The sequence below is a fragment of the Micromonospora sp. NPDC049662 genome, assembly GCF_040675055.1.
Lineage (GTDB): Bacteria > Actinomycetota > Actinomycetes > Mycobacteriales > Micromonosporaceae > Micromonospora.
In genome coordinates, this window is the sequence record NZ_JBFAOC010000002.1 from 87421 (window position 1) to 113134 (window position 25714).

General features: G+C 72.0%; 19 protein-coding genes and 1 pseudogene. 11 read left to right on the top strand and 9 right to left on the bottom strand.

All coding sequences use genetic code 11. The features are described 5' to 3' along the window. Positions 1–13: 13 nt before the first annotated feature. Positions 14–229, bottom strand: coding sequence for an AlpA family phage regulatory protein (locus AB0J36_RS02255; RefSeq protein ID WP_110564596.1), 216 nt, complete (start codon positions 227–229; stop codon positions 14–16). Positions 230–363: 134 nt separating this feature from the next. On the opposite strand from AB0J36_RS02255, the gene AB0J36_RS02260 reads away from it, so the two are divergent. Further along, a complete protein-coding gene (locus AB0J36_RS02260; protein ID WP_357124098.1) occupies positions 364–618 on the top strand; it encodes a hypothetical protein in 255 nt (84 codons plus the stop codon). A 146-nt stretch (positions 619–764) separates the two neighbouring features. Here the strand turns inward: AB0J36_RS02260 and AB0J36_RS02265 are convergent, their stop codons facing one another. Next, positions 765–1919 carry a peptidoglycan recognition family protein gene (locus tag AB0J36_RS02265; RefSeq protein WP_357124101.1) on the bottom strand — a complete coding sequence of 385 codons (1155 nt, stop codon included), beginning with the start codon at positions 1917–1919 and terminating at the stop codon, positions 765–767. Between the two features lie 234 nt (positions 1920–2153). Between AB0J36_RS02265 and AB0J36_RS02270 the strand changes: the two genes are divergently transcribed. After that, complete coding sequence (locus AB0J36_RS02270) at positions 2154–2807, top strand: TetR/AcrR family transcriptional regulator (protein ID WP_357124104.1); 654 nt, start codon at positions 2154–2156, stop codon at positions 2805–2807. 130 nt (positions 2808–2937) lie between these two features. Here AB0J36_RS02270 and AB0J36_RS02275 read toward each other — a convergent pair whose 3' ends face one another. Continuing rightward, the gene (locus AB0J36_RS02275; protein ID WP_357124672.1) at positions 2938–3780 is read right to left on the bottom strand and encodes a zf-HC2 domain-containing protein; all 843 of its coding nucleotides are present in this window, start codon (positions 3778–3780) and stop codon (positions 2938–2940) included. A gap of 72 nt (positions 3781–3852) precedes the next feature. On the opposite strand from AB0J36_RS02275, the gene AB0J36_RS02280 reads away from it, so the two are divergent. The 8 genes from AB0J36_RS02280 (at position 3853) to AB0J36_RS02315 (ending at position 15438) form a co-directional block, all read left to right on the top strand. Continuing rightward, the gene (locus AB0J36_RS02280; protein WP_357124106.1) at positions 3853–4893 is read left to right on the top strand and encodes an SAM-dependent methyltransferase; all 1041 of its coding nucleotides are present in this window, start codon (positions 3853–3855) and stop codon (positions 4891–4893) included. Positions 4894–5182: 289 nt separating this feature from the next. Then, the gene (kdpF, locus tag AB0J36_RS02285) at positions 5183–5272 is read left to right on the top strand and encodes a K(+)-transporting ATPase subunit F (protein WP_036390805.1); all 90 of its coding nucleotides are present in this window, start codon (positions 5183–5185) and stop codon (positions 5270–5272) included. After that, positions 5272–6927, top strand: coding sequence for a potassium-transporting ATPase subunit KdpA (kdpA, locus tag AB0J36_RS02290; protein WP_357396328.1), 1656 nt, complete (start codon positions 5272–5274; stop codon positions 6925–6927). The genes kdpF and kdpA overlap by 1 nt, the downstream gene beginning before the upstream one ends. Positions 6928–6947: 20 nt before the next feature. Further along, positions 6948–9143, top strand: coding sequence for a potassium-transporting ATPase subunit KdpB (kdpB, locus tag AB0J36_RS02295; protein ID WP_357396324.1), 2196 nt, complete (start codon positions 6948–6950; stop codon positions 9141–9143). Then, entirely contained in the window at positions 9143–10024 is an 882-nt protein-coding gene (locus tag AB0J36_RS02300) for a potassium-transporting ATPase subunit C (RefSeq protein ID WP_357124115.1), read from the top strand. The genes kdpB and AB0J36_RS02300 overlap by 1 nt, the downstream gene beginning before the upstream one ends. A gap of 77 nt (positions 10025–10101) precedes the next feature. Then, positions 10102–12654 carry a DUF4118 domain-containing protein gene (locus tag AB0J36_RS02305; protein WP_357124118.1) on the top strand — a complete coding sequence of 851 codons (2553 nt, stop codon included), beginning with the start codon at positions 10102–10104 and terminating at the stop codon, positions 12652–12654. Then, entirely contained in the window at positions 12651–13331 is a 681-nt protein-coding gene (locus AB0J36_RS02310; protein WP_234586659.1) for a response regulator, read from the top strand. Before AB0J36_RS02305 ends, AB0J36_RS02310 begins: the two co-directional genes overlap by 4 nt. A 97-nt stretch (positions 13332–13428) precedes the next feature. Beyond that, positions 13429–15438, top strand: coding sequence for an FAD-dependent oxidoreductase (locus AB0J36_RS02315; RefSeq protein WP_357396319.1), 2010 nt, complete (start codon positions 13429–13431; stop codon positions 15436–15438). Positions 15439–15454: 16 nt separating this feature from the next. On the opposite strand, the gene AB0J36_RS02320 is transcribed toward AB0J36_RS02315, so the two are convergent. After that, the gene (locus AB0J36_RS02320) at positions 15455–16378 is read right to left on the bottom strand and encodes an SDR family oxidoreductase (RefSeq protein WP_357171953.1); all 924 of its coding nucleotides are present in this window, start codon (positions 16376–16378) and stop codon (positions 15455–15457) included. A gap of 174 nt (positions 16379–16552) precedes the next feature. On the opposite strand from AB0J36_RS02320, the gene AB0J36_RS02325 reads away from it, so the two are divergent. Then, complete coding sequence (locus AB0J36_RS02325) at positions 16553–17308, top strand: dienelactone hydrolase family protein (RefSeq protein ID WP_357124127.1); 756 nt, start codon at positions 16553–16555, stop codon at positions 17306–17308. A gap of 7 nt (positions 17309–17315) precedes the next feature. Here the strand turns inward: AB0J36_RS02325 and AB0J36_RS02330 are convergent. The 5 genes and pseudogenes from AB0J36_RS02330 to AB0J36_RS02350 all read right to left on the bottom strand — a co-directional run. After that, a pseudogene (locus tag AB0J36_RS02330) lies at positions 17316–17402 on the bottom strand (DUF421 domain-containing protein); the annotation flags it as partial. A 41-nt stretch (positions 17403–17443) separates the two neighbouring features. Next, positions 17444–18547: an L-dopachrome tautomerase-related protein gene (locus tag AB0J36_RS02335; RefSeq protein ID WP_357396315.1), complete on the bottom strand. Its 1104-nt coding sequence runs from the start codon at positions 18545–18547 to the stop codon at positions 17444–17446. A 191-nt stretch (positions 18548–18738) separates the two neighbouring features. Further along, complete coding sequence (locus tag AB0J36_RS02340) at positions 18739–19614, bottom strand: SMP-30/gluconolactonase/LRE family protein (protein ID WP_357396313.1); 876 nt, start codon at positions 19612–19614, stop codon at positions 18739–18741. A gap of 94 nt (positions 19615–19708) precedes the next feature. Further along, the gene (locus AB0J36_RS02345) at positions 19709–22141 is read right to left on the bottom strand and encodes an AAA family ATPase (RefSeq protein WP_357396310.1); all 2433 of its coding nucleotides are present in this window, start codon (positions 22139–22141) and stop codon (positions 19709–19711) included. A gap of 95 nt (positions 22142–22236) precedes the next feature. Next, complete coding sequence (locus AB0J36_RS02350; protein WP_357396306.1) at positions 22237–25251, bottom strand: S8 family serine peptidase; 3015 nt, start codon at positions 25249–25251, stop codon at positions 22237–22239. Positions 25252–25714: the final 463 nt, after the last annotated feature.

Consider the following 25714-nt stretch of genomic DNA (forward strand, 5'->3'; position numbering starts at 1 on the left):
CGCCAGATGGGTGCTACTCGGCCTCGTCGCCGTCGGTCGGGCGGGGCGGGCGGTGCTCGGCGATCCACGCCTCCACGTCAGCACGCAGCCAGACCGTGGTGCCGTGCAGTCTCTGGAACGGGGCGGGGAAAGTCGGGTAGCGGATGAGCTGGCGCATGCGGGTCCGGCTCACGCCGAGCAGGTCTTGCACCTCGTGCGGACCGACCAGTGGACCCGGGACTTCACCCATTACCTGACGGTAGGGCGATCAGGCATGCCGAATTAGGTCTACCTACTTGCGCAGCCCTTCCGGATGGGTGAGGGTGAACGTGACGGTCCGAGAAGCGATCGGGTGGTGGCGCGGTGCGGCGAGAGGTGGGCGTGATGGACCAGGCGACGGAGTTGGCGTGGTTGCGGGAGCGGGTCGGGGGACTGGAGACTGCGTTGCACTGCGCACGGCGGGAGCTGTTCGACCTGCGGTGTCGGCTGACGTTGATCGGCCGGGTGGTGCGGGACGTCGACCGGGTGCAGCGCGCGCCGGGAGTGGCGGTCGGTGCGATCAACGCGGCGCTCTACTCCGAGCCGTCAAACCTGCGGCACCTCGGCCGACACCTGGTCCGCCGTCACCGGCTCCGGTGATCACTTGATGCTCACCAGTTGCCAGGAACGCCCGCCGAACTGGTGAGCATCAAGTGATCACTGCCCGGAAGGTGCGCACGCCCCACCGCCTCCGCCGGGCGTCGGGGGAGACGGAATCGAGACGGAGACGGTGGGGCGCGGGTCTCCTAGCGCGGGTGCTTCGGCGGGGTCGGGAACTGGCTCAGCAGCACCGCCACCTCCTGGCGCAGGGTGCCGAGGTACGGGTGGAAGGCGTCGCCGGGGCACTCGGTCGGGTCGGCCCCGATGGTTGCCCAGTCCCGGTGCCCGGAGATGACGTCGACCGTGCCACTCGCTCCGCTGACCGGGTTGACGTAGTCGGTCCGGCCGGCGGGGGCGAGTCGACCCGCGGCGGCGAGGCCCGCCAGGACGAACACCAATGACCGGTGCGCGGCGGCGCTGGGCTGGCGGGACGTGAACCGGCCCAGCAGGCAGACGCCGATGTTGCCGGCGTTGTAGCCGCCGACGTGCGCCGCGTTGACCATGAGCGGCCGGCGGTCGCTGCCGAGGCCCGGCCCGTACACCGGGAGGGGTCCCGGATCGGAGTAGCGGCCCTCGTAGATCCGCCCCGCCTCGTCGATCAGCAGGTGATAGCCGATGTCGCCGAACTCCTGGAGGACGCACTGGTCGTAGTAGATGGCACGGACCGTCGCGGCCGGGTCCGGGTCCTCGTTGTGCTCGTACACGCCGCTGTGGTGGACGGTCAGCGTCTGCACCGGAAAGAACTCGGCCGGCCACAGTTCGCTGCCGTCGTCGGCGAGGCGCAGCGACTCGTCCGCACCCCACCGGGATCGGGGCAGGTACGTCGGCTTCCGGCCACCTCGCGGAACCGGAAGGTTGTTCGTTCGCGGGTTGGCGACCGTCCGCCGGGGCCCGTCGACCGTGTTCAGCTCGGCGACGGTGGCGTCGGAGCCGTCGGCGGTCTGCACCTCGTACGCGGTCGCGCCGTTGGCGACCACGACGTTCGAGCGGGCCGCTGGCCGGCCGCCGTCCCGGCCGTTCTGGCACGCGTTCAGCTCCAGCCAGTCGCTCCACCCCTTGCCGGTGCGCAGGCGTACCGCCGCCGAGGGGCCGCCGTGCCGGATGGACAGGTGGGTCAGCGGGATGGCCGGCGAGGTCACCACCGTCCTGCTCATCAGGCGACCGCGCCGAGCGGCCAGCGGAGATGTCACTTCGGCGGAGGTGGCCGGTGCTGCCGTCGCGGAGCCGGCGAACGTGCCGGCGGCCGACAGACCCACCGCCGCGCCGGCCGCGCCGGAGAGGACTCGACGTCGAGAAACCACAGTTGTGCTCCCTTGCTTGGTGCGCCAGGCGTCAGCCGGCATGTCGGCCGACGGCCCGGGGCCGTGGTGCCCTGGCGAGCCCTGCGGATACATCGCCAGGATGGGGCACTACAGAGGCTAAAACGGCACTCTGGACTTTTGGTTTATTGCCACTGGAGAGCCGCACGAACTCGTTACCTAGCGTGATCATGGCGAGGGCGTGGCCGGCCGGGCGCTGCCGCTAGGGTCGGGCAGATGAGTGTCGAGACCGCTCCCCGCCGCCGCCGGCTGGAGCCGGACGCCCGGCGCGGCCAGATCCTGGCCTGCGCGGTCCGCCTGTTCGGCGAGCAGCCGTACGCCGACGTGTCGACCACCGACGTGGCCCGGGAGGCGGGCGTCGCCCGAGGGCTGGTCAACCACTACTTCGGCACCAAGAAGGACCTCTACCTGGAGGTGGTCCGGGTCATGGTGACCATTCCGGAGGTCGCCCTCGAACGACTGCCCAAGGGTGATCTGCGGAACCGGGTTGACGCCAGCGTCTCGTGGTTCCTCGACGTGGTGTCCCGGCACAGCACGTCGTGGCTCGCGGCGGTCACCGCCCGGGGGATGGGCGGCGACGCCGACGTGGAGCGGGTGCTCGCCGAGGCCGAGGAGGTCGCCGCGGACCGGATGCTGGTCGCCGTCGGGCTGGCCGACGAGGCCGAGGACCACGAGGAGTTGCGGGGAATGGTCCGGGCGTACTGCGGGCTGGCGACGTCCACCGCCCGGGAGTGGCTCCAGCGCGGCGCGTTGACCCGCGCCCAGGTCCACCTGCTGCTCACCACCACGCTGCTGGCCATCGTCGAACAGGTCATCCCGCAGGTCATCGCCGCCGACGAGCCGCTGGGCCCGGTCGACCCCCGCGCCTAGTCACCCGCCCCACAGCGGGCAGGTCCTTGGGGACGACGCCCGACAGCGGAGCAGGCCCCGCGGGCAACGCCCGACGGACGGCAGGCCTCTCGGGCGACGCTCCGCCTCCCGGGCGGCGACCCTGCCCGGCTCAGGCCGCCTGGCGGTCGCCCGTCCGGTCTGCGCGCGTGGCCCGACCGGTCCGCGCCGCCGGGGCAGCGTGCCGGTCGGCGGCCTGCCCGGGGTACGCCCCCGCGTTGACCACCCGCAGCGGCCGTTCGCCCTCCTCGGTGCCGAAGCGCCAGCGCGACGGCGTGGGCTGCCGCTGCGGCGCGGGCCCGCCGGGACGCAGCCCGGGACGGGACAGCAGCACGGTGATCAGGTAGCCGACCACCAGGAAGCCGTGGCTGACCAGCCGCTCCCCGCTCACCGACCCGGTGGCCAGGTCGTTGACCGAGAGCAGCAACAGGGTGCCGACGAACGCGCTGAGCATCGGCAGCAGACCCGCCGGTGGGCTGCGGCGTACCGCCACGAAGAGGAAGCCGGCCCCGACCGCCACGTTCCAGGCGGCCGACTCGTGCCACAGGTGCTGGCCGGAGGCGTGCAGGTGCTCCGCGGCCGCTCCCCGGCCCACCTGGGCGAGGCCGAGCACCAGTTGGACCGCGCCGAGCAGCCCGAGCGCCGCGCGCAGCCCGACGACCAGGGTGCCGCGTCCGGGCAGGTGGAGCCGCCACCGCGACCGGCGGGCCGCCGGCGCGTCGTCCGCCCCGGCCCCGGCAGCGCCGCCGATGGCGGCCATGATCGCGTCGGTCCGGTCGGGGACATCAGTGACCAATCGGGTACGAACGCGGCGCGTCACCGCCGCCGCCGTCGCGAACCAGGCCCGGCACGTGGCGCACTCGTCCAGGTGCCCCTGCGCCGCCGCCCGTTCGTCGGCGGTCTCCTCCCCGTCCAACTGCGCGGACAGGATCTCCCGCCACTGCTCACACCCCATGTGTGGGTAGTCGGTCCGCGCGTCGCTCCGGTTCCCGGCGGTCGTCACCCGTTGTGGAATACTCGCCCGATCATGACGCGCTACGGCCTGCTGATCCTGCCCGCCACCAACCGGGTGTACGCCCGATCCGCCATCGACCTCACCCGGGCCGAGCTGGAGATCTTCGGCCGCTCGGCGCTCGACGGCCGGATCGGCGAGCTGGACACCGAGGTCGTCGGCGGCGCGACGTACGTCACGTTCGCGGGTGACGGGCTGACCGAGCGGGATCTGGCCGTCCTGGGCAACCTCTCCGCCGGGTACGCGCTGTTCGAGATCGTCGGTGACCTGCTGCGCCCGGTCGAGTGGAGCCGGCTGGACCGGTACGACGACGACCTGCTCACCATCCAGAAGTACGTGGGCAAGACCAACGAGCAGTTCACCAAGCTGCTGCTCAACGTCACCCTGCTCGCGTCGGACTGGGCCGGCGAGCTGACCGACCGTCGGTTCCGGGTGCTCGACCCGCTCTGCGGTCGGGGCACCACCCTCAACCAGGCGCTGATGTACGGCTTCGACGCGGCGGGGATCGAGCGCGACCAGAAGGACGTCGAGGCGTACCGGGCCTTCGTCACCACCTGGCTGAAGCAGAAGCGCGTGAAGCACCGGGTGCTGGAATCGGGGCCGGTGCGGCGCGAGCGCAAGGTGGTCGGCCGGCGGGTACGCATCGAGCTGGCCCCGACCCGCGAGGAGCACAAGGCGGGCCGCACGCAGTTGCTGGACGTGGTCAACGCCGACACCACCCGGGCGGGCGAGTTCTTCCGGCCGGAGACCGTCGACGTGGTGGTAGCCGACGCCCCGTACGGCGTACAGCACGGCAGTCGTACCGCCGATCAGGGTCTGTCGCGCGACCCGCTGGCGCTGCTCGCGGACGCCGCGCCGGTCTGGGCGCGGTTGCTACGGCCCGGCGGCGCGCTCGGCATCTCGTGGAACACCCACGTCGCGAGCCGGGACGACGCGGCGGCGGCGCTGGCCGACGCCGGCCTGACCGTGGTCGATGACGAGCCCTACCGCGCGTTGCGGCACCGGGTGGACCAGTCGATCATGCGCGACGTGCTGGTGGCCCGCCGCCCGGCCTGACCGGCCCGGCTCCTCTCCTCGGTCTCGGACCGTCGGGTTTGTGCCGCATTTCACCTGATCAGGTGCGTGCGTGAAAACCGCGTCAAGAAAAGGTTCGCCGCCGTCATGGTCGCGTTATGGCCCGTGCCGTCTGAGGCGCACGTGGGCTTTGCTTGCCCGGCGCGACCGGAAGGCGGTCGCGACGAACCTTTCCGGTAAGAGGAGTCAGCGTGTCTGACGTGGTGTTCGTGGTCCTCACGGTGGCGCTGTTCGCAGTGCTCGCCCTGGTGGTCCGGGCGGTGGAGAAGCTGTGAACGCGGTCAACGCCGTCGGTCTGGTGCTCGCGATCGTCCTGGGCGCGTTCCTGGTGTTCGCCCTGCTGTTCCCGGAGCGCTTCTGATGACCATGACAACAGCGGGCGTCATCTTCGTGCTGACGCTGGTGGCGGCGCTCGTCGCCGTCTACAAGCCGTTCGGCGACTACATGTTCCGGGTCGTTTCCGGGACGAAGCAGTCGCGCGTCGAGCGGGGGATCTACCGCCTGGTCGGCGTCGACCCGGCCGCCGAGCAGACCTGGGGCGTGTACGCCCGCAGCGTGCTCGCGTTCTCGGCCGTCTCGATCCTGTTCCTGTACCTGTTTCAGCGGGTGCAGAACCACCTGTGGCTGTCGCTGGGCTTCGACCCGGTGATGACCCACGGCGCGTGGAACACTGCCGTCTCGTTCGTGACCAACACGAACTGGCAGTGGTACTCGGGTGAGTCGACCATGGGCCACCTCGTGCAGATGGCCGGTCTGGCGGTGCAGAACTTCGTCTCGGCGGCGGTCGGCATCGCGGTGGCGGTCGCGTTGGTCCGCGGCTTCGCCCGCAGCCGCACCGGGCAGCTCGGCAACTTCTGGGTCGACCTGACCCGGATCGTGCTGCGGATCCTGGTGCCGATCGCGGTCCTCGGCGCAGTCGTGCTGATGATCGGCGGAGTGGTGCAGAACCTGTCCGCCGGCACCGATGTGAGCACGCTGACCGGCGGCACCCAGACGATCACCGGTGGCCCGGTCGCCGGCCAGGAAGTGATCAAGGAGCTGGGCACCAACGGCGGCGGCTTCTACAACGTCAACAGCGCCCACCCGTTCGAGAACCCCACCACCTGGACGAACTGGCTGGAGATCTTCCTGATCCTGCTGATCCCGTTCAGCCTGCCCCGGGTCTTCGGCCGGATGGTCGGGCAGAACCGGCAGGGCTACGCCATCGCCGCGGTGATGGGCATCCTCGCCTTCCTCAGCGTCGCCATCACCAACATCTTCGAGCTGGCCGGCCACGGCACGGTCCCGCAGGCGGTCGGCGCGGCGATGGAGGGCAAGGAGGTGCGGTTCGACGTCTCCAACTCGGCCACCTTCGCCGCCGCCACCACGCTCACCTCGACCGGTGCGGTGAACTCGTTCCACGACTCGTTCACCTCGCTCGGTGGCGGGATGCTGCTGGGCAACATGATGCTCGGCGAGGTCGCGCCCGGCGGTACCGGTTCCGGCCTGTACGGCCTGCTGATCCTCGCGGTGATCACGGTCTTCGTGGCGGGGCTGATGGTCGGTCGCACCCCCGAGTACCTGGGCAAGAAGATCGGGTCGCGGGAGATCAAGTTCGCCTCGCTCTACTTTCTGATCACGCCGATCCTGGTGCTCGTCGGCACGGCTGCGGCGTTCGCCACCGGAAACAACTCCACGGCGCTCAACGTCGGGCCGCACGGCCTCTCCGAGGTGCTGTACGCGTTCACCTCGGCCAGCAACAACAACGGCTCCGCCTTCGCGGGCATCACGGTCAACACGGCCTGGTGGAACACCGCACTCGGGTTGTGCATGCTGCTCGGCCGGTTCCTGCCGATCATCTTCGTGCTCGCGTTGGCCGGCTCGCTGGCCCGCCAGGCACCCACCCCCGCGTCCGAGGGCACCCTGCCGACCCACCGACCGCTGTTCATCGGGATGGTCGTCGGCGTCACGGTGGTCCTCGTCGCGCTGACCTTCCTGCCCGCGCTCGCGCTCGGCCCGCTGGCAGAAGGGCTCTGACCATCATGAGGAACGAGGACATGTCCGTCACGTCCGCCCCGACAGAGCAGCTTCCCGGCAGCCCGGCAACGCAGGGCAACCGGATCGGTGGAGGCCTGCTCGACCCCAAGCAGCTCGTCCGGTCCCTGCCGGACGCCGTACGCAAGCTCAACCCGGCCAGCCTGTGGCGCAACCCGGTGATGCTGATCGTCGAGGTCGGTGCGGCCTTCACCACCGTCCTGGCGGTGACCGACCCGTCGGTGTTCGCCTGGGCGATCACCGCCTGGCTGTGGCTGACCGTGATCTTCGCCAACCTGGCCGAGGCGGTCGCCGAGGGTCGGGGCAAGGCCCAGGCAGCCGCCCTGCGGCAGGCCAAGCAGGACACCATCGCCACCCGGCTGGTCGACTGGAAGCCCGGCGCGCGGGCCAACACCTACCGCGACGAGGCCGTGCCCGCGCCGGAGCTACGCCAGGGCGACATCGTCCTGATCGAGGCCGGCGGGATCATCCCCGGCGACGGCGACATCGTCGAGGGCATCGCCAGCGTCGACGAGTCGGCCATCACCGGCGAGTCGGCCCCGGTCATCCGCGAGTCCGGCGGCGACCGCAGCGCGGTCACCGGCGGCACCAAGGTGCTCTCCGACCGGATCATCGTGAAGATCACCCAGAAGCCCGGCGAGAGCTTCATCGATCGGATGATCGCCCTGGTCGAGGGCGCCAACCGGCAGAAAACGCCGAACGAGATCGCGCTGAACATCCTGCTCGCCGCGCTCACGGTCATCTTCCTGCTGGCCGTGGTCACCCTCCAGCCGCTGGCGATCTTCTCCAAGGCGTACCAGGCCGCCGCACCGGACAGCGGGGCGATCAACGGCTCCGGTGTGACCGGCGTCGTGCTGGTCTCGCTGCTGGTCTGCCTGATCCCCACCACCATCGGCGCGCTGCTGTCGGCCATCGGCATCGCCGGCATGGACCGCCTCGTCCAGCGCAACGTGCTGGCCATGAGCGGTCGGGCCGTCGAGGCGGCCGGCGACGTCAACACCCTGCTGCTGGACAAGACCGGCACCATCACGTTGGGCAACCGGCAGGCCGCCGAGTTCGTCCCGGTCGAGGGCGTCGACGCCGCGACCGTGGCCGACGCCGCGCAGCTCTCCAGCCTGGCCGACGAGACCCCGGAGGGGCGCTCGGTGGTCGTCCTGGCGAAGAACGAGTTCGGGCTCCGCGAACGCGAGCCCGGCGTCATGCCGCACGCCACCTTCGTACCGTTCACCGCGCAGACCCGGATGAGCGGTGTCGACCTGACCCCGGACGCCAGCGTCGACGGTGGCGCGTCGGGCACGGCCCGCCGGGTCCGCAAGGGCGCCGCCGCAGCGGTCATGAAGTGGGTACGGGAGAACGGCGGTCACCCGACCGAGCAGGTCGGCGAGATCGTGGACGCGATCAGCGGCACCGGCGGCACCCCGCTCGTCGTCGCCGAACACGTCGACGGTCAGCCCGCCCGCGCGCTCGGTGTCATCCACCTCAAGGACGTGGTCAAGTCCGGCATGCGCGAGCGGTTCGACGAGATGCGCCGGATGGGCATCCGGACCGTGATGATCACCGGTGACAACCCCCGTACCGCGAAGGCCATCGCCGATGAGGCCGGAGTGGACGACTTCCTGGCCGAGGCGACGCCGGAGGACAAGCTCGCGCTGATCAAGCGGGAGCAGGAGGGTGGTCGGCTGGTCGCGATGACCGGTGACGGCACCAACGACGCGCCGGCGCTCGCCCAGGCCGACGTCGGGGTGGCGATGAACACCGGTACGTCGGCCGCCAAGGAGGCCGGCAACATGGTCGACCTCGACTCCGACCCGACCAAGCTGATCGAGATCGTGGAGATCGGCAAGCAGTTGCTGATCACCCGGGGAGCGCTGACCACGTTCAGCATCTCCAACGACATCGCGAAGTACTTCGCGATCATCCCGGCCATGTTCGCCGGCCTCTACCCGAGCCTGGACGCGCTGAACATCATGCGGCTGGCCAGCCCGGAGTCGGCGATCCTGTCCGCCGTCATCTTCAACGCCCTGGTGATCATCGCGCTGATCCCGCTCGCCCTGCGCGGCGTGCGGTACCGGCCGGCCGCCGCGTCGAAGCTGCTCAGCCGCAACCTGCTGGTCTACGGGCTGGGCGGCATCATCGTGCCGTTCATCGGGATCAAGATCATCGACCTGCTCATCCAGTTCATCCCGGGGATTTCGTGATGCGTCTACCCACCTGGATCGCCCAACACCTCGCCGCCCTGCGCGCCCTGCTCGTCTTCACGGTGCTGCTCGGCCTGGTCTACCCGCTGGCCCTGGTCGCGCTCGGCCAACTACCCGGCCTCAACCACAAGGCCGACGGTTCGCTGATCACCTCGGGCGGCACCACCATTGGCAGTTCGCTGATCGGCCAGTCCTTCACCGACGCGGACGGCAACCCCGTCGCCCGCTACTTCCAGTCCCGCCCGTCGGCCGCCGGCGACGGCTACGACCCGACGTCCACCTCGGCCAGCAACCTCGGCCCGGAGAGCGTCGTCGACACCATCGCCACCGACCCGGAGGAGTCCAGCGAGAGCCTGCTCACCCAGGTCTGCGGGCGCAGCAAGGCGGTCGGCGAGCTGAACGGCGTCGACGGTCGGCGTCCGTTCTGCACCGACGACGGGGTGGGCGCCGTACTCGCGGTGTTCCGCGCCGACGGCCTGACCGGCCCGGTCACCCGGGTGGTCAGCGTCAACCAGGTCGCCCCGGCGACGCCGTTCGTTCCCTCGTACCAGGGGGTCACTGTGGAGCTGGCCAAGCCCGGCGAGGACTACGTGGCCGCGGGCGGAGTGGTCACCCCGATCCGGGGCGACGCGCCGGCCGACCCGGCGGTGCCCGCCGACGCGGTCACCGCCAGCGCCAGCGGTCTCGACCCGCAGATCAGCCCGGCGTACGCCGAGTTGCAGGTGAACCGGGTCGCGCGGGAGCGCGGCGCGGACCCGGCGGTGGTCCGCAAGCTCGTCGAGGAGCACACCGACGGGCGGGGGCTCGGCTTCATGGGTGCGCCCGGCGTGAACGTGCTGGAACTCAACATCGCCCTCGACAAGCAGTTCCCGGCGCGCTGAGCGTGAAAGGAAGGGCCCCTTACTAACGCATAGCGTTAGTAAGGGGCCCTTCCTTCGACATTGAGAGGATGGTTCCCGTGCCACGCGGAGAACTACGCATCTATCTCGGGGCCGCTCCCGGCGTCGGCAAGACGTACGCGATGTTGGAGGAGGCCCAGCGGCGGGCCGCGCGCGGCACCGACGTGGTGATCGGCTTCGTGGAGACGCACGGCCGGCAGCACACCGCCGCGATGATCGGCGACCTGGAGCAGGTGCCCCGCCGCACGATGACCTACCGGGGCGCCGAGTTCACCGAGATGGACGTGGACGCGGTGCTGGCCCGCCGGCCGGAGATCGCGGTCGTCGACGAGCTGGCCCACAGCAACGTGCCCGGCTCGCGGCACGACAAACGCTGGCAGGACGTCCAGGAACTGCTGGACGCGGGGATCGACGTGCTGTCCACGGTCAACGTGCAGCACCTGGAATCGGTGAACGACGTCGTCGCGCAGATCACCGGCACCACCCAGCGGGAGACCGTGCCGGACGAGATCGTCCGCGCCGCCGAGCAGGTCGAGCTGGTCGACATGACCCCCGAGGCGCTGCGCCGGCGGATGGCGCACGGCAACATCTACCGCCCCGACAAGATCGACGCCGCGCTGGGCAACTACTTCCGGGTCGGCAACCTCACCGCGCTGCGCGAACTGGCGCTGCTCTGGCTGGCCGACAAGGTCGACGAGCAGCTCGACAGGTACCGCAGCCAGCAGGGCATCGCCGCCACCTGGGAGGCCCGGGAACGGGTCGTGGTGGCGCTGACCGGCGGCCCGGAGGGTGAGACGCTGATCCGCCGGGCCGCCCGGATCGCGGCCCGCAGCAAGGGCGCCGACCTGCTCGCCGTGCACGTGGCCCGCAGCGACGGTCTGGCCGGCGCCGACCCGGCCCAACTCGCCCGCCAACGGGTGCTCGTGGAGAGCCTGGGCGGCACATACCACCAGGTGCTCGGCACCGACGTGCCGGCTGCGCTGCTCGACTTCGCCCAGGGCGTGAACGCCACCCAGCTCGTGCTCGGCGCGAGTCGGCGGGGTCGCCTCGCGCAGATCTTCGCCCGGGGCGTCGGGGTGACCACCACCGCGCTCTCCGGCTCGATCGACGTACACCTGGTCACCCACAAGCAGGCCGGCAAGGGCCGGCGGGCGTCGGCCGTGCCCGCGGCGCTGTCCCGACGTCGCCGGCTGCTCGGCTTCGGCCTGGCGGTGCTCGGCATGCCGCTGCTCACCCTGCTGCTCAAGGCGCTGCCCGACCTGACGCTGACCAACGACATCCTGCTGTTCCTCGCCGGAGTGGTCGGGGTCGCGCTGGTCGGCGGGGTGTGGCCGGCGCTGGTGGCCGCGCTCGGCGGGTCGCTGCTGCTCAACTGGTTCTTCACCCCGCCGTACCGGACGCTCACCATCGCCGAGGCCGACAACCTGCTCGCGCTCGCCGTCTTCGTCGGGGTGGCCCTCGCGGTGAGCTGGATCGTCGACGTGGCCGCCCGGCGGACCCGCGAGGCCGCGCGCGCCGCCGCCGACGCGCAGACCCTCGCCGCCGTCGCCGGTGGGGTGCTGCGCGGCGAACGTCCGCTGGCCGCCCTGCTCGACCAGCTCCGCGAGACGTTCGGGCTGCGCGCGGTGAGTCTGCTGGAGCTGGCCGAGGAGGCGAGCGGTCGCCCCGAGCGGGCCCGCGAGGAACACGCCTGGTGCGTCGTGGCCAGCGTCGGTGAGCAGCCGGCCTGCACGCCGGACGACGGCGAGACCGCGGTACCCGTCGACGAGCGCATCACCGTGGTGCTCAGCGGCCGGCGGTTGGAGGCCGCCGACCGGCGGATCGTCGAGGCGTTCGCCGCCCAGGCCGCCGTCGCGCTACGCCAGGAACGGCTCGCCGAGGAGGCCGCCACCGCCCGGCCCCTCGCCGAAGCCGACCGGATGCGCACCGCGCTGCTCGCGGCGGTCAGCCACGACCTGCGTACGCCCCTGGCGTCGGCTAAGGCGGCGGTGACCAGCCTGCGCAGCCACGACATCGAGTTCGACGAGGCGGACCGCGAGGAGTTGCTGGAGACCGCCGAGGAGTCGCTCGACCGCCTCGCCCGACTGGTCGCGAACCTGCTCGACATGAGTCGCCTTCAGGCCGGCGCGCTGGGCATCTCAACGACTGTCATCGGTCTGGAGGACGCCGTACCCCTGGCCCTGGACGAACTTGGCCCGGCGGCCGCGACCGTCGTCACGGACATCCCGGCCGACCTGCCGGCGGCCACCGCCGACCCCGGCCTGCTGGAACGGGTGCTGGTCAACGTCATCGCCAACGCGCTGCGCTACAGCCCGCCCGACCAGCCGCCCACGATCACCGCCAGCGCGCACGCCGGTGAGGTCGAGCTGCGGATCATCGATCGTGGGCCCGGCATCCCGGAGGACAAGTGGGAGCACGTCTTCCTGCCGTTCCAGCGCCTCGGTGACCGGGACAACCAGACCGGCGTCGGCCTCGGGCTCGCCCTGTCCCGGGGGTTGGCCGAGGCGATGGGTGGCAGCATCACCCCCGAGACCACCCCCGGCGGGGGTCTCACCATGGTGCTGCGGCTGCCCGCCGCCGCCCAGACCAGCCCGGAGGAGCCGCAGGAATGACGCGCATCCTGGTCGTCGACGACGAACCGCAGATCCTGCGGGCCCTGCGGATCAACCTGCGCGCCCGCCGGTACGACGTGGACGTCGCCGCGACCGGGGCCGCCGCGTTGAAGGCCGCCGCCAGCCACCCGCCCGACCTGGTGGTCCTGGACCTCGGCCTGCCCGACATCGACGGCGTCGAGGTGATCCGTGGCCTGCGCGGCTGGACGGCCGTGCCGATCATCGTGCTCTCCGGTCGGGCCGGCAGCGAGGACAAGGTCGCCGCGCTGGACGCGGGCGCGGACGACTACGTCACCAAGCCGTTCGGGGTGGAGGAGCTGCTGGCCCGCATCCGCGCGGTGACCCGGCGGCTCGGCGGCCCCACCGAGGCCGTGCCGGCGCTGCGGATCGGCCGGCACACCGTCGACCTGGCCGACCACCGCGTCTGGCGCGACGACGACACCGAGGTCAAGCTGACCCCCACGCAGTGGAGCGTGCTGGAGAAGCTGCTGCGCCACCCCGGCAAGCTGGTCAGCCAACGCCAGCTCCTGCAGGAGGTGTGGGGGCCGGAGTACCAGAACGAGACCAACTACCTGCGGCAGTACCTGGCCCAGCTCCGGCGCAAGTTGGAGGACGATCCGGCCCGCCCCCGCCACCTCATCACCGAGCCGGGCATGGGCTACCGCTACCGTCCCTGACCGTTGACACCCGCCCGCCGAGATTGAAGAATTTCGCTAGCAGTGGCAGCGGCGTGCTTCTGTAACCGTCCCCTCCGGTTACCCCTTGGAGTGCGCCGTGTCCCTGCCCCTGTCCCGTCGCCGGCTGTTGACCGCCGGTGGCGCCGGCCTCGTCCTGGCCGGCCTGGCCGACCCGTTCCGCGCCGGCCCCGCCAGAGCCGCCGTCACCACCGCCGACCTGGTCGTCTACGGCGCCACCGCCGGCGGGTTGGCCGCCGCGATAACCATGCGCCGACTCGGCCGCACCGCCGTGGTGGTCGAACCCACCAGCCACGTCGGCGGGCTGAGCACCGCCGGGCTCGGGGCCACCGACACCGGCGTCCAGGCGTCCATCGGCGGGCTGGCCGCCGAGTTCTACCGCCGGGTGTACGTCAAGTACCACGGCGGGACGCTCACGCCGACCTCCCCGCTGCGGATGACCTTCGAACCGCACGTCGCCACCGAGATCTTCGCCGAGATGCTGGCCGAGGCGGGCGTCCCGGTGGTCGTCGGAGCCCGACTGTCCAGCCTCGGCCGCGCCGGCAACCGGATCACCGAGCTGCGCACCGAGGACGGCTCGGTCTACGCAGGTGGCGTGTTCGTCGACGCCACCTACGAGGGTGACCTGCTCGCCATGGCGGGGGTGAGCTTCACCGTGGGGAGGGAGTCCAACGACACGTACGGCGAGACGATCAACGGGGTGCAGTCCCGCAACACCCACCAGTTCGTCTACCCCGTCGACCCGTACGTGACGGCCGGCTCGCCGGCCAGCGGCCTGCTGCCGGGCATCTCCACCACCCCGCTCGCCCCGCAGGGCAGCGGTGACGACCGGATCCAGGCGTACTGCTTCCGGATGTGCCTCACCCAGGCGGCGAACCGCATCCCGTTCGCCAGGCCGTCCGGCTACGACCCGATCCGGTACGAGCTGCTGTTGCGCCACATCCAGGCCGGCTACACCGGGCCGTACTTCACCACCGCATCCATCGGCGGCGGCAAGACCGACTCCAACAACAACGGCGCGGTCTCCACCGACGACATCGGCTTCAACTACGCGTACCCGACGGCGAACTGGGCCGTCCGCGAGAGCATCATCGCCGAGCACCGCACGTACCAGCAGGGACTGATGTGGTTCCTGGCCAACGACCCCCGGCTGCCGGCGACCGTGCGCGACTCGACCGCCCGGTGGGGGCTGCCCGTCGACGAGTTCACCGGCACGGGTGGCTGGCCACCGCTGCTCTACATCCGCGAGGCCCGCCGGATGGTCTCCGCGTACGTGATGACCGAGGCCGACTGCCGGGGTCGGGTACGGGTCACCGACTCGGTGGGCCTGGCCAGCTACACGATGGACTCACACAACTGCCAGCGGGTGGTCGTCGACGGGCGGGTCCGCAACGAGGGGGACGTGCAGATCAGCGTCCCGCAGCCGTACCCGGTGAGCTACCGCGCGATCGTCCCGCACCAGAACCAGTGCGCCAACCTGCTCGTGCCCGTCTGCCTGTCGGCCAGCCACATCGCGTACGGCTCGATCCGGATGGAGCCCGTGTTCATGATCCTCGGGCAGGCGGCGGCCACCGCGGCGTCGCTGGCGCTCACCGGCGACCTCGCCGTGCAGGCCGTCTCCGTACCCGCCCTGCAGGCCCGGCTGCGCCAGGACGGCGCGGTGCTCGACTGGGGAACGCCCGGCGAGGTGATCGTGGACAACGCCTCGACCAGCGGGGTTACCCGGGCCGGGACGTGGCTGCGCAGCACCAGCATCGGCGGCTACTACGGCGCGGACTACGAGCACGACGGCAACACCGCCAAGGGCGTCAACCGGCTGCGGTTCCGCCCGACGCTGCCCACCGCCGGCTCGTGGACCGTGCACCTGCGCTGGACCGCCGACCCGAACCGGGCGACGAACGTGCCGGTGGACATCGCGTACTCCGGTGGGGTGACCACCCGGACCGTCGACCAGCGGCAGTCCGGCGGCCAGTGGGTGTCGATGGGCACCTACCCGTTCACCGCGGGCAGCGACGGGAGCGTGCTGATCCGCACGGAGGACACCGACGGCTACGTGGTCGCCGACGCCGTGCGCTTCGTACCAGCCTGAACGGGCGCGTCTCCGCTCAGTACTCGACGCCGACCAGCCCTTCGGAGACGGTCCACAGCCGGGCCGCGTCGTCCGTACTGCGGGCCGCACGGTAAACGGTCAACTCGGTCGGCGCGCCGGTGAACTGCCCCAGACCGTCCGGCCCGTAGAACCGGCCGCCCTGCGCCCGCTCGCTGCTGGCCGCGTAGAGGGCGGGCCGCAGGCCGGCATCCACCGACTGGACCAGGATGCCCCAGCGGGCCAGCCGGCTCATCAGGGCGTGGTGTGGCGAGGGCCGGCTTCGGCCCAGGTTGGGCCCGGACGCGTACAGGTTGGTCATGGTGGTGCCGGGGTGCGCCACGTTGCTGGTGACGCCCCAACCGCCGGCCCGACTGCGCCTGTCGAACTCCAGCCCGAAGTGCAGCGTGGCCAGCTTGGAGGCGTTGTACGCGCGGACCGCCCCGTACCGTCGGGTGCTCTGCAGGTCGTCCCAGTCCAGCCTGCCGGAGCGTGCGGCGCTGCTCGACATGGACGTGACCCGGGCTCGTCCGGCCCGCAGCAGCGGCAGCAACCGTCCGGTCAGCGCGAAGTGGCCGAGGTGGTTGGTGCCGAACTGCAGCTCGAAGCCGTCGGCGGTGGTATGTCGGGTGGGTGGCGTCATCACACCGGCGTTGTTGATCAGGAGGTGGATCGGTCGCCCCTCGCCGAGCAGTGTGTCGGCCAGTGCGGCCACCGAGTCCAGCGAGGCGAGGTCGAGCTGCCGGGTCGACACGGTGGCGCCCGGCGCGGCGGCCCGGACGGCGTCCAGCGCGGCGTCACCCTTGGTTGGGTTGCGGACCGGCAGCACCACCTCCGCTCCGGCGCGGGCCAGCCGCTTGGCCAGGGCGAGCCCCAGCCCGTCACTGCCGCCGGTCACCACGGCGAGCTTTCCGGTCAGGTCCCCAACGGTCTCATCGAGCACGACAACCTCCACGTCGCGGCGTCCTTCATCGGTCGCCGACAACACTGGGTCGGTTCGCGCCCGGTATTCAGGGTGACCTCGTCCAGGGATCGCCGATCCCTGGCTGGCGGACCGCTGCTCAGACAGGGCGAGTAACGTTCCGAACGGACCAAGATCGGCGTACGAGGAGGCTCGGTGCAGACGACGACGGTGGACATCCCGACCAGCGACGGAACGGCGGACGCGAGCCTGACCCGGCCCGACGGTGACGGCCCGTTCCCCGCCGTGCTCCTCTTCATGGACGCCTTCGGCCCCCGGCCCCGACTGGTGGAGATGGCCGAGCGGATCGCCGAACGCGGTTACCTGGTGCTCACGCCCCACCTGTTCTACCGGGCCGGCCGGGCGCCCCTGTTCGACCTGTCCCGGCTCGGCGAGGCCGACCAGCGAGGGGCCCTCTTCGAGAAGATCGTGCCGCTGATCGGGGCGCTGACCCCCGACGTGATCAGCCGGGACACCGCCGCGTACCTGGACTTCCTGGCCGCCCGCGACGACGTCCGGCCGGGCCCGGTCGTGATCACCGGCTACTGCATGGGCGGTACGAACGCGCTGCGGGCCATCGAGGCGTACCCGGACCGCGTCGCGGCCGTCGCCAGCTTCCACGCCGGGCGGGTCGTCACCGACGCGCCGGACAGCCCGCACCTGGGCGTCGGCTCGATCAGCGGCGAGCTGTACTTCGGGCACGCCGACGCGGACCAGTCCATGACGCCCGAGCAGATCGCCACCCTGGAGCAGGCGCTCGACGCCGCCGGGGTGCGCTACCGCTCCGAGGTGTACGAGGGCGCGCACCACGGTTTCACGATGGCCGACACCCCGATGTACCACGAGCAGGCCACCGAGCGGCACTGGGCGGCCCTGTTCGACCTGCTGGACCGTGTCCTGCCGGTGCGCTGACGCAGGCGAACAGCGCGAGGTACATGACGCTGCCCCGAACCACGATCTCCACCAACGGGGTGTCCGGGACGAACAGCTCATGCCAGTCGGCCACTCGACGGGCTACCCGCCGCCCGCGCGGCCATGCCTACCCGGTCAGGGGCGCAGCAGCACCGGGCCGGCGTCGATCCTCACCCGGAACAGCGCGTACGGCTTGCGTCGCAGGTCCCGGCCCCGCTGGTACTGCGGCTGCCGGTGCAGCTGGTTCGCGGTCACGTAGAGGTGCCCGTCGGCGGCCACCGACATGGTGTCCGGCCACAGCAGGCGCGGGTCGTGTACGAAGGTCTCGTACTCGCCGTCCGGCAGTCGCCGCAGCACGGCGTTGTGCTCGTACGAGGTGAAGTAGAGCCGCCCCTTGTCGTCGGACTCCAGGCCGTCCGACCCGGTGCCCTTGTCCCCCTCGTCGACGACGGTCGCCGCGACCGCCTCCTGCGTCACCGACGGGTCGGCCAACGCCTCGGCCGAGACGCTGTGCAGGTGCCGGGACAGCAGCGGGGAGTAGTACAGCCGCTCGCCGTCGGCCGAGATGGCGATGCCGTCGGAGCCCATCGCCAGCGGCTTCGGCGGGCCGTCCGGCGGGCGGTTCATGAGCGGACGACCCTCGACGAAGGGGCGGAAGGTCGTCACCGGGTCCGCCTTCGTGGACGGGTGATCGTGCAGCCGCCGCCAGGAGGCGCCGCTGGCCAGGTCCACCACGATGATCCCGTTCGGCCCGGAGTCCGTCGAGTCGGTGAGGTAGGCGACCCCGGCCTCGCCCCGACGCAGGTCGAAGCGGACGTCGTTGAGGTACGTCGTCGGCGGCGCCACGTCCTGCGGAAAGGTGATCACCTGGGCCACGGTGTCGCTGTCCAGGTCGATCCGCACCAGCTTCGGCCCACCCGGCTTCGTGGGCTGGAGCTTCGGGCTGCCGGTGTCCACCACCCAGAGCCGGTCCGCCGGGTCCACCACGATGCTCTGCACCGACACGAACGCCCCCGCGTCGTCGATGCCGGACGGGCTGTTCCACGCCTGGTCGGGGAAGGGCACCTCCCGGCCGTCGCGCAGTTCGACCACGCCGGCCGGCGGGTCGTCACCCCACTGCGGGAAGTTGACGAAGATTCGCCCCTGGTGCGAGACGCTCACCCCGGTCGGCATCGGGCCGGTGAAGGTGTGCACCAATTCCAACTCGCCAACCGGCTCGTCGCCGACCGGCCCGTTCATGACGAACGCTCCACGGTGCTCATCGTCCAGCCCCCTGTCGGTCGACCCACTGCCGCTTCCGGCGTGGCTATTCCCACCCCGGCGTCCGATATGCCTCTGCCGCTCTGCGGTCCGGCGCGGGTCGTCAGCGGCCGCCCGACGTCGGGTCGGACCGGTTCGGCGTGGGTCGTCGGTGGCCGTCCGACGTCGGGTCAGACGGCGTGGGCGTGGGAGATGGGCAGGCCGGGGACACCGACGTCGACCGCGAGCAGCGCGCCGTCGAGCGGACCGGCCGACGTGAGGCCGACCGAGGCGGTGCCGATGAAGAGACGCCGCAGGTCGCCGCCGCCGAGGCAGATGCCGGCCGGCTGGGCCGCCGGTAGCTGGATCTCCCGGTCCAGGCTGCCGTCCGGCCGGTAGCGGCGGACGGCGGAGCCGCCCCACAACGCGACCCAGAGGTGGTCCGCCGCGTCGACCGTCATCCCGTCCGGGCTGCCCTCGTCCGGGGACAGCCGCACGAACGGCGTCCGCCCGTGCAGGTCACCGGTGGCCGGGTCGACGGCGAACCGGTCGATCTCGCCACGCGGCGTGTCCGCGAGGTACATGGTGGTGCCGGTGGCGTCGAACGCCGGCCCGTTCGGGATGGACATGCCGGTCACGGCGGACACCGGCGCGGTGCCCGGGGTCAGCCGGAACAGCGTGCCGCCGCCGGGGGTCTGCGCGTACGTCATGCTGCCGGTCCAGAAGCGGCCGTGCGGGTCGGCGACCGCATCGTTCATCCGGGTGGGCTCGGGCGCGTCGGCGACCAGTTCGGCGATCGGCCGGGGAGCGCCGGCAGCGGGCAGCACGGCGACGCCGGTGCCGGCGGCGGCGAGCCACTCGCCGGGTCGGTCGGCCACCGGGGCGACCGCGCCGAGCGGGACGTCGAGCCGGCGTAGCTCCTTCAGCGGGGCGGGCCGGTCGCCGTCGGTCTCCAGCAGACGCCCGGCCAGCAGGTCGACCAGGACCAGCCGGTCGTCGACCCAGCGCAACCCCTCGCCCAGCTCCAACCGCTCCGTGTTCCAGACGGTCGGTTCGGTCAGCTCCATCTCGTTCCTCCTGCGGTTTCCCGGCGGTGGCAGGGGTCCGTGCCGTTGCGCGGACCGTACCGCGCGCCCACCCCATCCACGCTCCCGCGCCGGCTCAGGCCGGGACCAGCTCCCGGCAGCGACGCAGCGCGGCGAGAGCGAGCGGCGCGTCCCGGCCCGCGATCCCGGCCTCCAGTTCGGCGACCGCCCCAGCCGCGCGGGCCGGATCAGCCGCCGTCACGGCCGCCTCGGCCAGCACCAGTACGGCATCGGCGGCCCACGCCAGGATGCCCTTGGCCCGCACCAGCGTCAGCGCCTCGGTCGCGTGCCGCACTGCCTCGTCCGGCAGCCCGCGCAGGACCAGCCGAGCCAGCGCCGAGAGCGCCTGCACCAGCGGCCAGATCGCGCCGACCCGCCGCGCGTCCGTCACCACCAGACGCAGCGCGCCGTCGGCCGCCCGTACCTCGTCGTCGCCGGTGGCCGTGCGGGCCAGCACGGTGGCCAGGTCGGCCCGCGCGTCGAGCAGGGTCACCGGCATCCGCTCGGCGCTGACCACCAGCCGGGACAGCCGTTCGGCCAACCCGTCGAACCGCCCGGCGGCCCGGTCCAGCGACAGCTCGGTCGCCTCCACGAGGGAGGCGAGCCGCTGGTAACCGGTCTCCTCGACCAGCTCGCGGCCGTCCGCGAGAAGCGCCGTGGCCCGGGACAGGTGCCCGGCGTGCAGCGCGCCCTGCGCCCAGTTCAGGCAGGCCCGCGCGTGTTCGCGGGGTCGGTCGACCAGGTCGGCGGAGCCGCGCAGCTCCTCGACGATCGCCCACGCGCCCGGGTCGCCCAGCTCCAGCAGCAGCGAGGCGCGCGCGATGCGTACCGCGAGGTGCGCCGCCGGGTCCCGGCTGGCGACCGCGGCGGCCTCCGCCTCCGTGCACCGCGCCAGGTGGTCGTCGACGTGCCGGCCGACCACCGTGTCGGGGGCCGCCAGCACCGCGAGGGCCGGGGCCCGGCGGCGCGGTGCCCGCAGGTACGGCACGGCTCGTTCGATTTCGGTGTACCCGCGCAGGGCCTCGCCCTGCTGACGCAGCATCCGGCCGAGCACCAGACCCAGTTCGCCCCGGGTGCCGGGCGGCAGCCGGCGGTCGGCCAACAGCCGTTCCAGGACCGGGATCGCGGTTGCCTGGCTGAGCCCGTCGATGGCCGACCGGCCGAGTTTGCCGGCCAGCCGTGCCCGTACCGGTCGGGGCAGCTCCGCGACGTCCATCGTCTGGAGCAGGAAGTCGGCGGCGGTCGCGTCGTCGCCGCGCTCGGTGGCCAGGTCGGCGGCGGCTTCGGCGTTACGGACGAAGTCGGCGCCGCTACCCGCCAGCCGGTAGTGGTGGGCGAGCTGGGCGACCGGGCGGGGCAACTCCTGCTCCAGCACCCGGGCGACGCGCAGGTGCAACCACTCCCGGGTCTCCCGGGGCATCAGGTGGTACACGATCTGGCGGGCCAGGTCATGACGGAACCGCAACCCCTCGCCGTCGTCGTGCAGCACGCCGGCTCGGTGCGCGGCGGCCAGCGCCGCGCCCACGGTCGTCCGGTCCTCGGCGAGCGCCGAGGCGAGGACACGCTGATCGGGCGCCCGACCGAGCACGGCGGCGGCGCCGAGCACCTCGCGGGTGGCGTCGTCGAGCGGGCGTAGTCGCCAGAGCAGCACATCCTGTAGGACGAACGGCACGCTGTCGTCGGCCAGGGGGTCGCCGCCGCGCTCGGCGAGCGTCCGCAGCACCTCCTCCACCACGAACGGGATGCCGGCGGTGCGGTCGAGCAGGGCGGCGGTGAGCCGGGGCGACGGCTCGTCCAACCGCAGGGTCCGGGCGGCCAGTCGACGCACGTCGTCCGCGTCGAGAGGACCCAACGGGACGCGGGTGACCGCCCGGGGCGTACGCGAGAGCACGTCGTGGATCGGTGTGCTGCCACCCGGCGGCGGCGTGCGGGCCGTGAGCAGCACGGCCAGACCGTCCACCGGGCGGGCGCTGAGGTAGCCGAGGAATTCGCAGGTCGCCGGGTCGGCCCAGTGCAGGTCCTCGAGCAGCAGCGTGGCCGGGCTCAGCGCGGCCAGCACCGCGGCGGCGGCCCGCAGCAGGCGGTGCCGTTCGGCCGCCGGGTCGGCCAACGGTGGCGGCGCGGCGGGCAGCGCGTCGGCCAGTTCGGGCAGGAGCGGCGCCAGGGCGCCCGCTACCGGGTTGAGGGTGTCGACCGGTCCGAGCCGGTCCGCGCCCGCTCGGATGGCATCCAGCAGGACGCCGAAGGGAAACGGCTCCGGTACGTCGTCGCACTCGCCGACCAGGTGCGGTCCGCCAAGTGTGGCGAGCAGTTCGGTGACCAGTCGGCTCTTGCCGATGCCGGGCTCGCCTTCGAGCAGGACCAGGCAGGGCGGGGCCTCGACGAGGCGGCGTAGCTGGGCCAGTTCGGCTCTGCGTCCGACGAACTCGACGGGTCCGCGCAGGCGTGCGGGGCGAACGGAGGTGGAACCCCCGCCGCCCCGCGTCGTGTTGTCGTCGTCGCCGCTCACCGTGGGGCGAGCAGATCACCCGTGCGCGGGGGGTCGGCCGCCCGGCGGTCCGGTGGTGACTCAGGTCACACGCCGTCCGCCGGGCGTTGCCGATGTCAGGACTGGACGGTGACCGGCACGGTCTTGAGCGACCCGTCGCCGTTGCGGAACTCCAGTACCCCGAGGTAACGCCGCCCCGGCAGGAGCCCCGACCAGCGCAGGGTGAGCTTCGCCGTCGCGCCCGGCTGCACGCTGCGCTGCGCCGGGTCGATGGTGGACCGGCCGGTCGAGGTGCCCGGCGCGCCCGGCAGGTAGCTGGTGATGGTGTACGCGTTGGTCTCGTCCGCGATGTTCTCGGTGAACTCCTGCTCCACGACCACGATGTAGTCGCCGGGACCGTCCGGGAGCGTCACCTTGGCACCGTCACGGCCGCTGGCCGTGGCGGTGACGAACTTCCCGTTCCGGTCGTAGACGTTGAGGCTGAACTCCGTGCACTCCATCACCCCCTCCTCGTCGTCCCAGTCGATGTGGGAGCAGGTGGGCCGCGCCGAGGTCACCTGCACGAGTGGGCTGCGGGTGCCGGACGGCACGTGCAGGGTGGTCCTGCTGATCGAGGCGGGCAGCGGGACCGGAAGGTTGTCCGACGTGCTCCAGTCCCAGCTCGGCCCGTCGCCCTTGAGGGTCACCGCGGTGCTGGTGCCCGAGGTCAGGCCGGCGAGCTGGGAGATCAGCTTGCCCCGGTAGCCGACCTCGGCGGCGATCGAGACGCTGCCGGAGGTCCCCTTGCCGACGACGGCGTCGGGGGCGACCAGCCCCGAGTTGTGCACGATCAGCGGGGTGCGTACGCGGTGCTTGAACTGGTCGCTCCAGGTGAGCGAGCCGTCGGCCCAGGTGTCGAACGCGCCGCCCGTGTTGGTGACCTCCACGCTGAAGCGGGCGGATTTACCGGGACGGATCTGCATCTTCGCCGGGGTGACCTTGACCTTGTAGCCCGGTGGGGCCTGCACCGAGGAGGAGTAGGTGCTGGTCTTGTCGCCGACGTTGGTGACGGTCCGGGTGACCGTCTGCTTGCCCACCATCCGGCCGAACGCGATCGACGGGTAGTTGAGCTGTGCGGTGTCGATGGCGCCCGTGGTGTCGCAGCCCTCCAGGTCGCCGAGGCCGAAGTCGCCGCCACGGTCGGCGGAGACCCCGCAGAGGTACCTGATCCAGTCCCGCTGGTCGGAGTCGTACACCAGGCCCGGGTCGAAGGCGCCGCCCGGCTTGACCTGACCGGCCCCGTAGTTGAGCGGGGTGGCGTCCCGGGTGCCGATCTTGATCGGGTTGCCCTTGTCGGTCTTGTCGGTGGCGCTGGTCATCAGCGCCGACCGGACCGCGGCCGGCGACCAGTCGGGGTGCTTGGCCAGCAGCAGAGCGGCGATACCGGCGATGTGCGGCGCCGCCATCGAGGTGCCGGACTCCAGCGCGAAGTCCTCGCCGCCGATGGACGGCGAGAACGCCGCCACGATGTCCTGCCCGGGAGCGCTGATGTCCGGCTTGAGCAGCTCACCGGCGTTCAGGTTTGACGGTCCCGCCGACGAGAACGCGGCGACCGACGGCGCTTCGACGATCTCCAGCTTGGCCGGCGAGATGGTCGCCGTGGGGTTGCCCTTGGCGACGTACGCGGTGACCGTAGCCAGGTCCACCTCGTTGATGTGCACGGTCGGGACCGTCTGGACGTCGGCGTTGAGGGAGTTCAGCTCGTCGTTGTAGAGCACCATCCCGATGCCGCCGGCCCGCGCGACCTCGACGCTCTTGTCGGTACGCGGGATCTCGCCGCGTAGGCAGAGCACGATCGCGCCCTTGACCTTGGCCGGGTCCAGCGTGTCGTCGGCGCAGAGGCCCGCGCCGTACGCGCCGTCCGGGTCGAGCGCGCTGTCCCGCGCGAAGACCAGCCGCGCCGGCCCGACACCGGTCTCGCCCAGGCCCGCCCCGGTGATCCGGGTGCCGTCACCGAGGGTCAGCGTCCGGTTGTTCTGCCGGTCGGTGGTGCTCGCGGCCACCGTGGTCACCCACGGCGTCGAGTTGTCGACCGTGTTGGGGTACGGGCCGGAGTTGCCGGCGGCCGCCGCCACGAACACCCCGGCCGCCGCCGCGTTGAAGAACGCCGCGTCGACCGCGCCGAACTGCTCGCTGTCGTCACCGATCGAGTAGTTGATCACGTCCACGCCGTCGGCGACCGCGTCGTCGATCGCGTGCACGATGTCGATGTCCGTACCGGACGCCGAGCCGGCGCCGTTGTCGTACAGCGCCTTGTAGATCGCCAGCCGGGCGGCCGGCGCCATGCCGGAGATCATGCCGAGGTCACGGCCGCCCTGCGTCGCCTGCACGCCGTGGTTGCCGGCGGCGGTACTGGCGGTGTGGGTGCCGTGACCGTTGCGGTCCCGGGGCGACTGATAGTCGTCCGGGAACGCGTCGGCGATGCCACTGTCGTTGTACCAGCGCGCACCGATCACCTTGTTGTTGCAGGTGACCGGCGCCTCGACGCCGACATCGCAGGTGCCCTTCCACTTGGCGTCGATGATCGCCTGGTCCGGCCGGGGCGTGGGCAACGCCGCGAAGCTCGCGCTCTCCGGCCAGTACCCGCTGTCGATGACGCCGACGATGACGCCCTCACCGGCGCGGGACTCCCCGCCGAACTCCTGCTTCCACACCCCGCCCTTTCCGGTGAGGCCGAGGTAGTCGGGCGTGTGCGAGGTGGCCGCGTGCACCGTGCGGCTCTCGTACACCGCCCGCACACCGCGCGTCGCGCGCAACCGGGCCGCCTGCGGCCCGGTCAGGTCCGCGGCGAAGCCGTTGAACGCGGTCTCCAGGGTGACCCGGGTGCGGTCGGCCGGTACGCCGACGCTGGCCAGGACAGCCGAGCGCTTCTGCCGTAGGTGCTCGCGGTAGGCGTTGGCGGTGCCGGAGGTGCGGTTCAGCTTGCCGCCGGGCGCCGGCTTCGTCGCCGCGATCCCAGGGACCCCACCGGTGTACGTCGCCAGCGGCTCCTCGGCGAGCTGGACCAGGTAACGGGCCGTCGGGCCACTGCTGGTCGGGGCGGCGGTGGCGCTACCCGGCAGGCTGGTCAGGCCGGCCGCGGTCAGCGCCACGGCGGCCAGCATGCCGACGCCGCGTCTGGTCCGTCCGGGCCGATGTGTGATCGGTTGTGGCACGTCGTTGCCTCCACGTTCGGTGCCGGCCGTCACGACTGATGACGGTGGCCGAAACGTAGGATCGGCGCCGATCTTCCAGAAGCACTCGTAACCTTCCCGTCATCTTGGAAACAAGCTCGTAACGCAACGGGTACTTTGCGCGTCATTTCCGACGGCGATTCCGCTGCTGCTGCCACTGGTCGTGCTAGTGCGCGTGCCAGGCGGTGCCTGTGTTCGTGCTCGCGCCGGGATGCCGGTGCTCGTGCCGGTGTCTGTGCTCGTGCCGGTGTCTGTGCTCGTGCCGGTGCCTGTGTTCGTGCCGGTGTCTGTGTTCGTGCCGGTGTCTGTGCTCGTGCCTGCCGGTGTCTGTGTTCGTGCCGGTGTCTGTGTTCGTGCCGGCCCGCCTGTGCCTGTGCGGCCC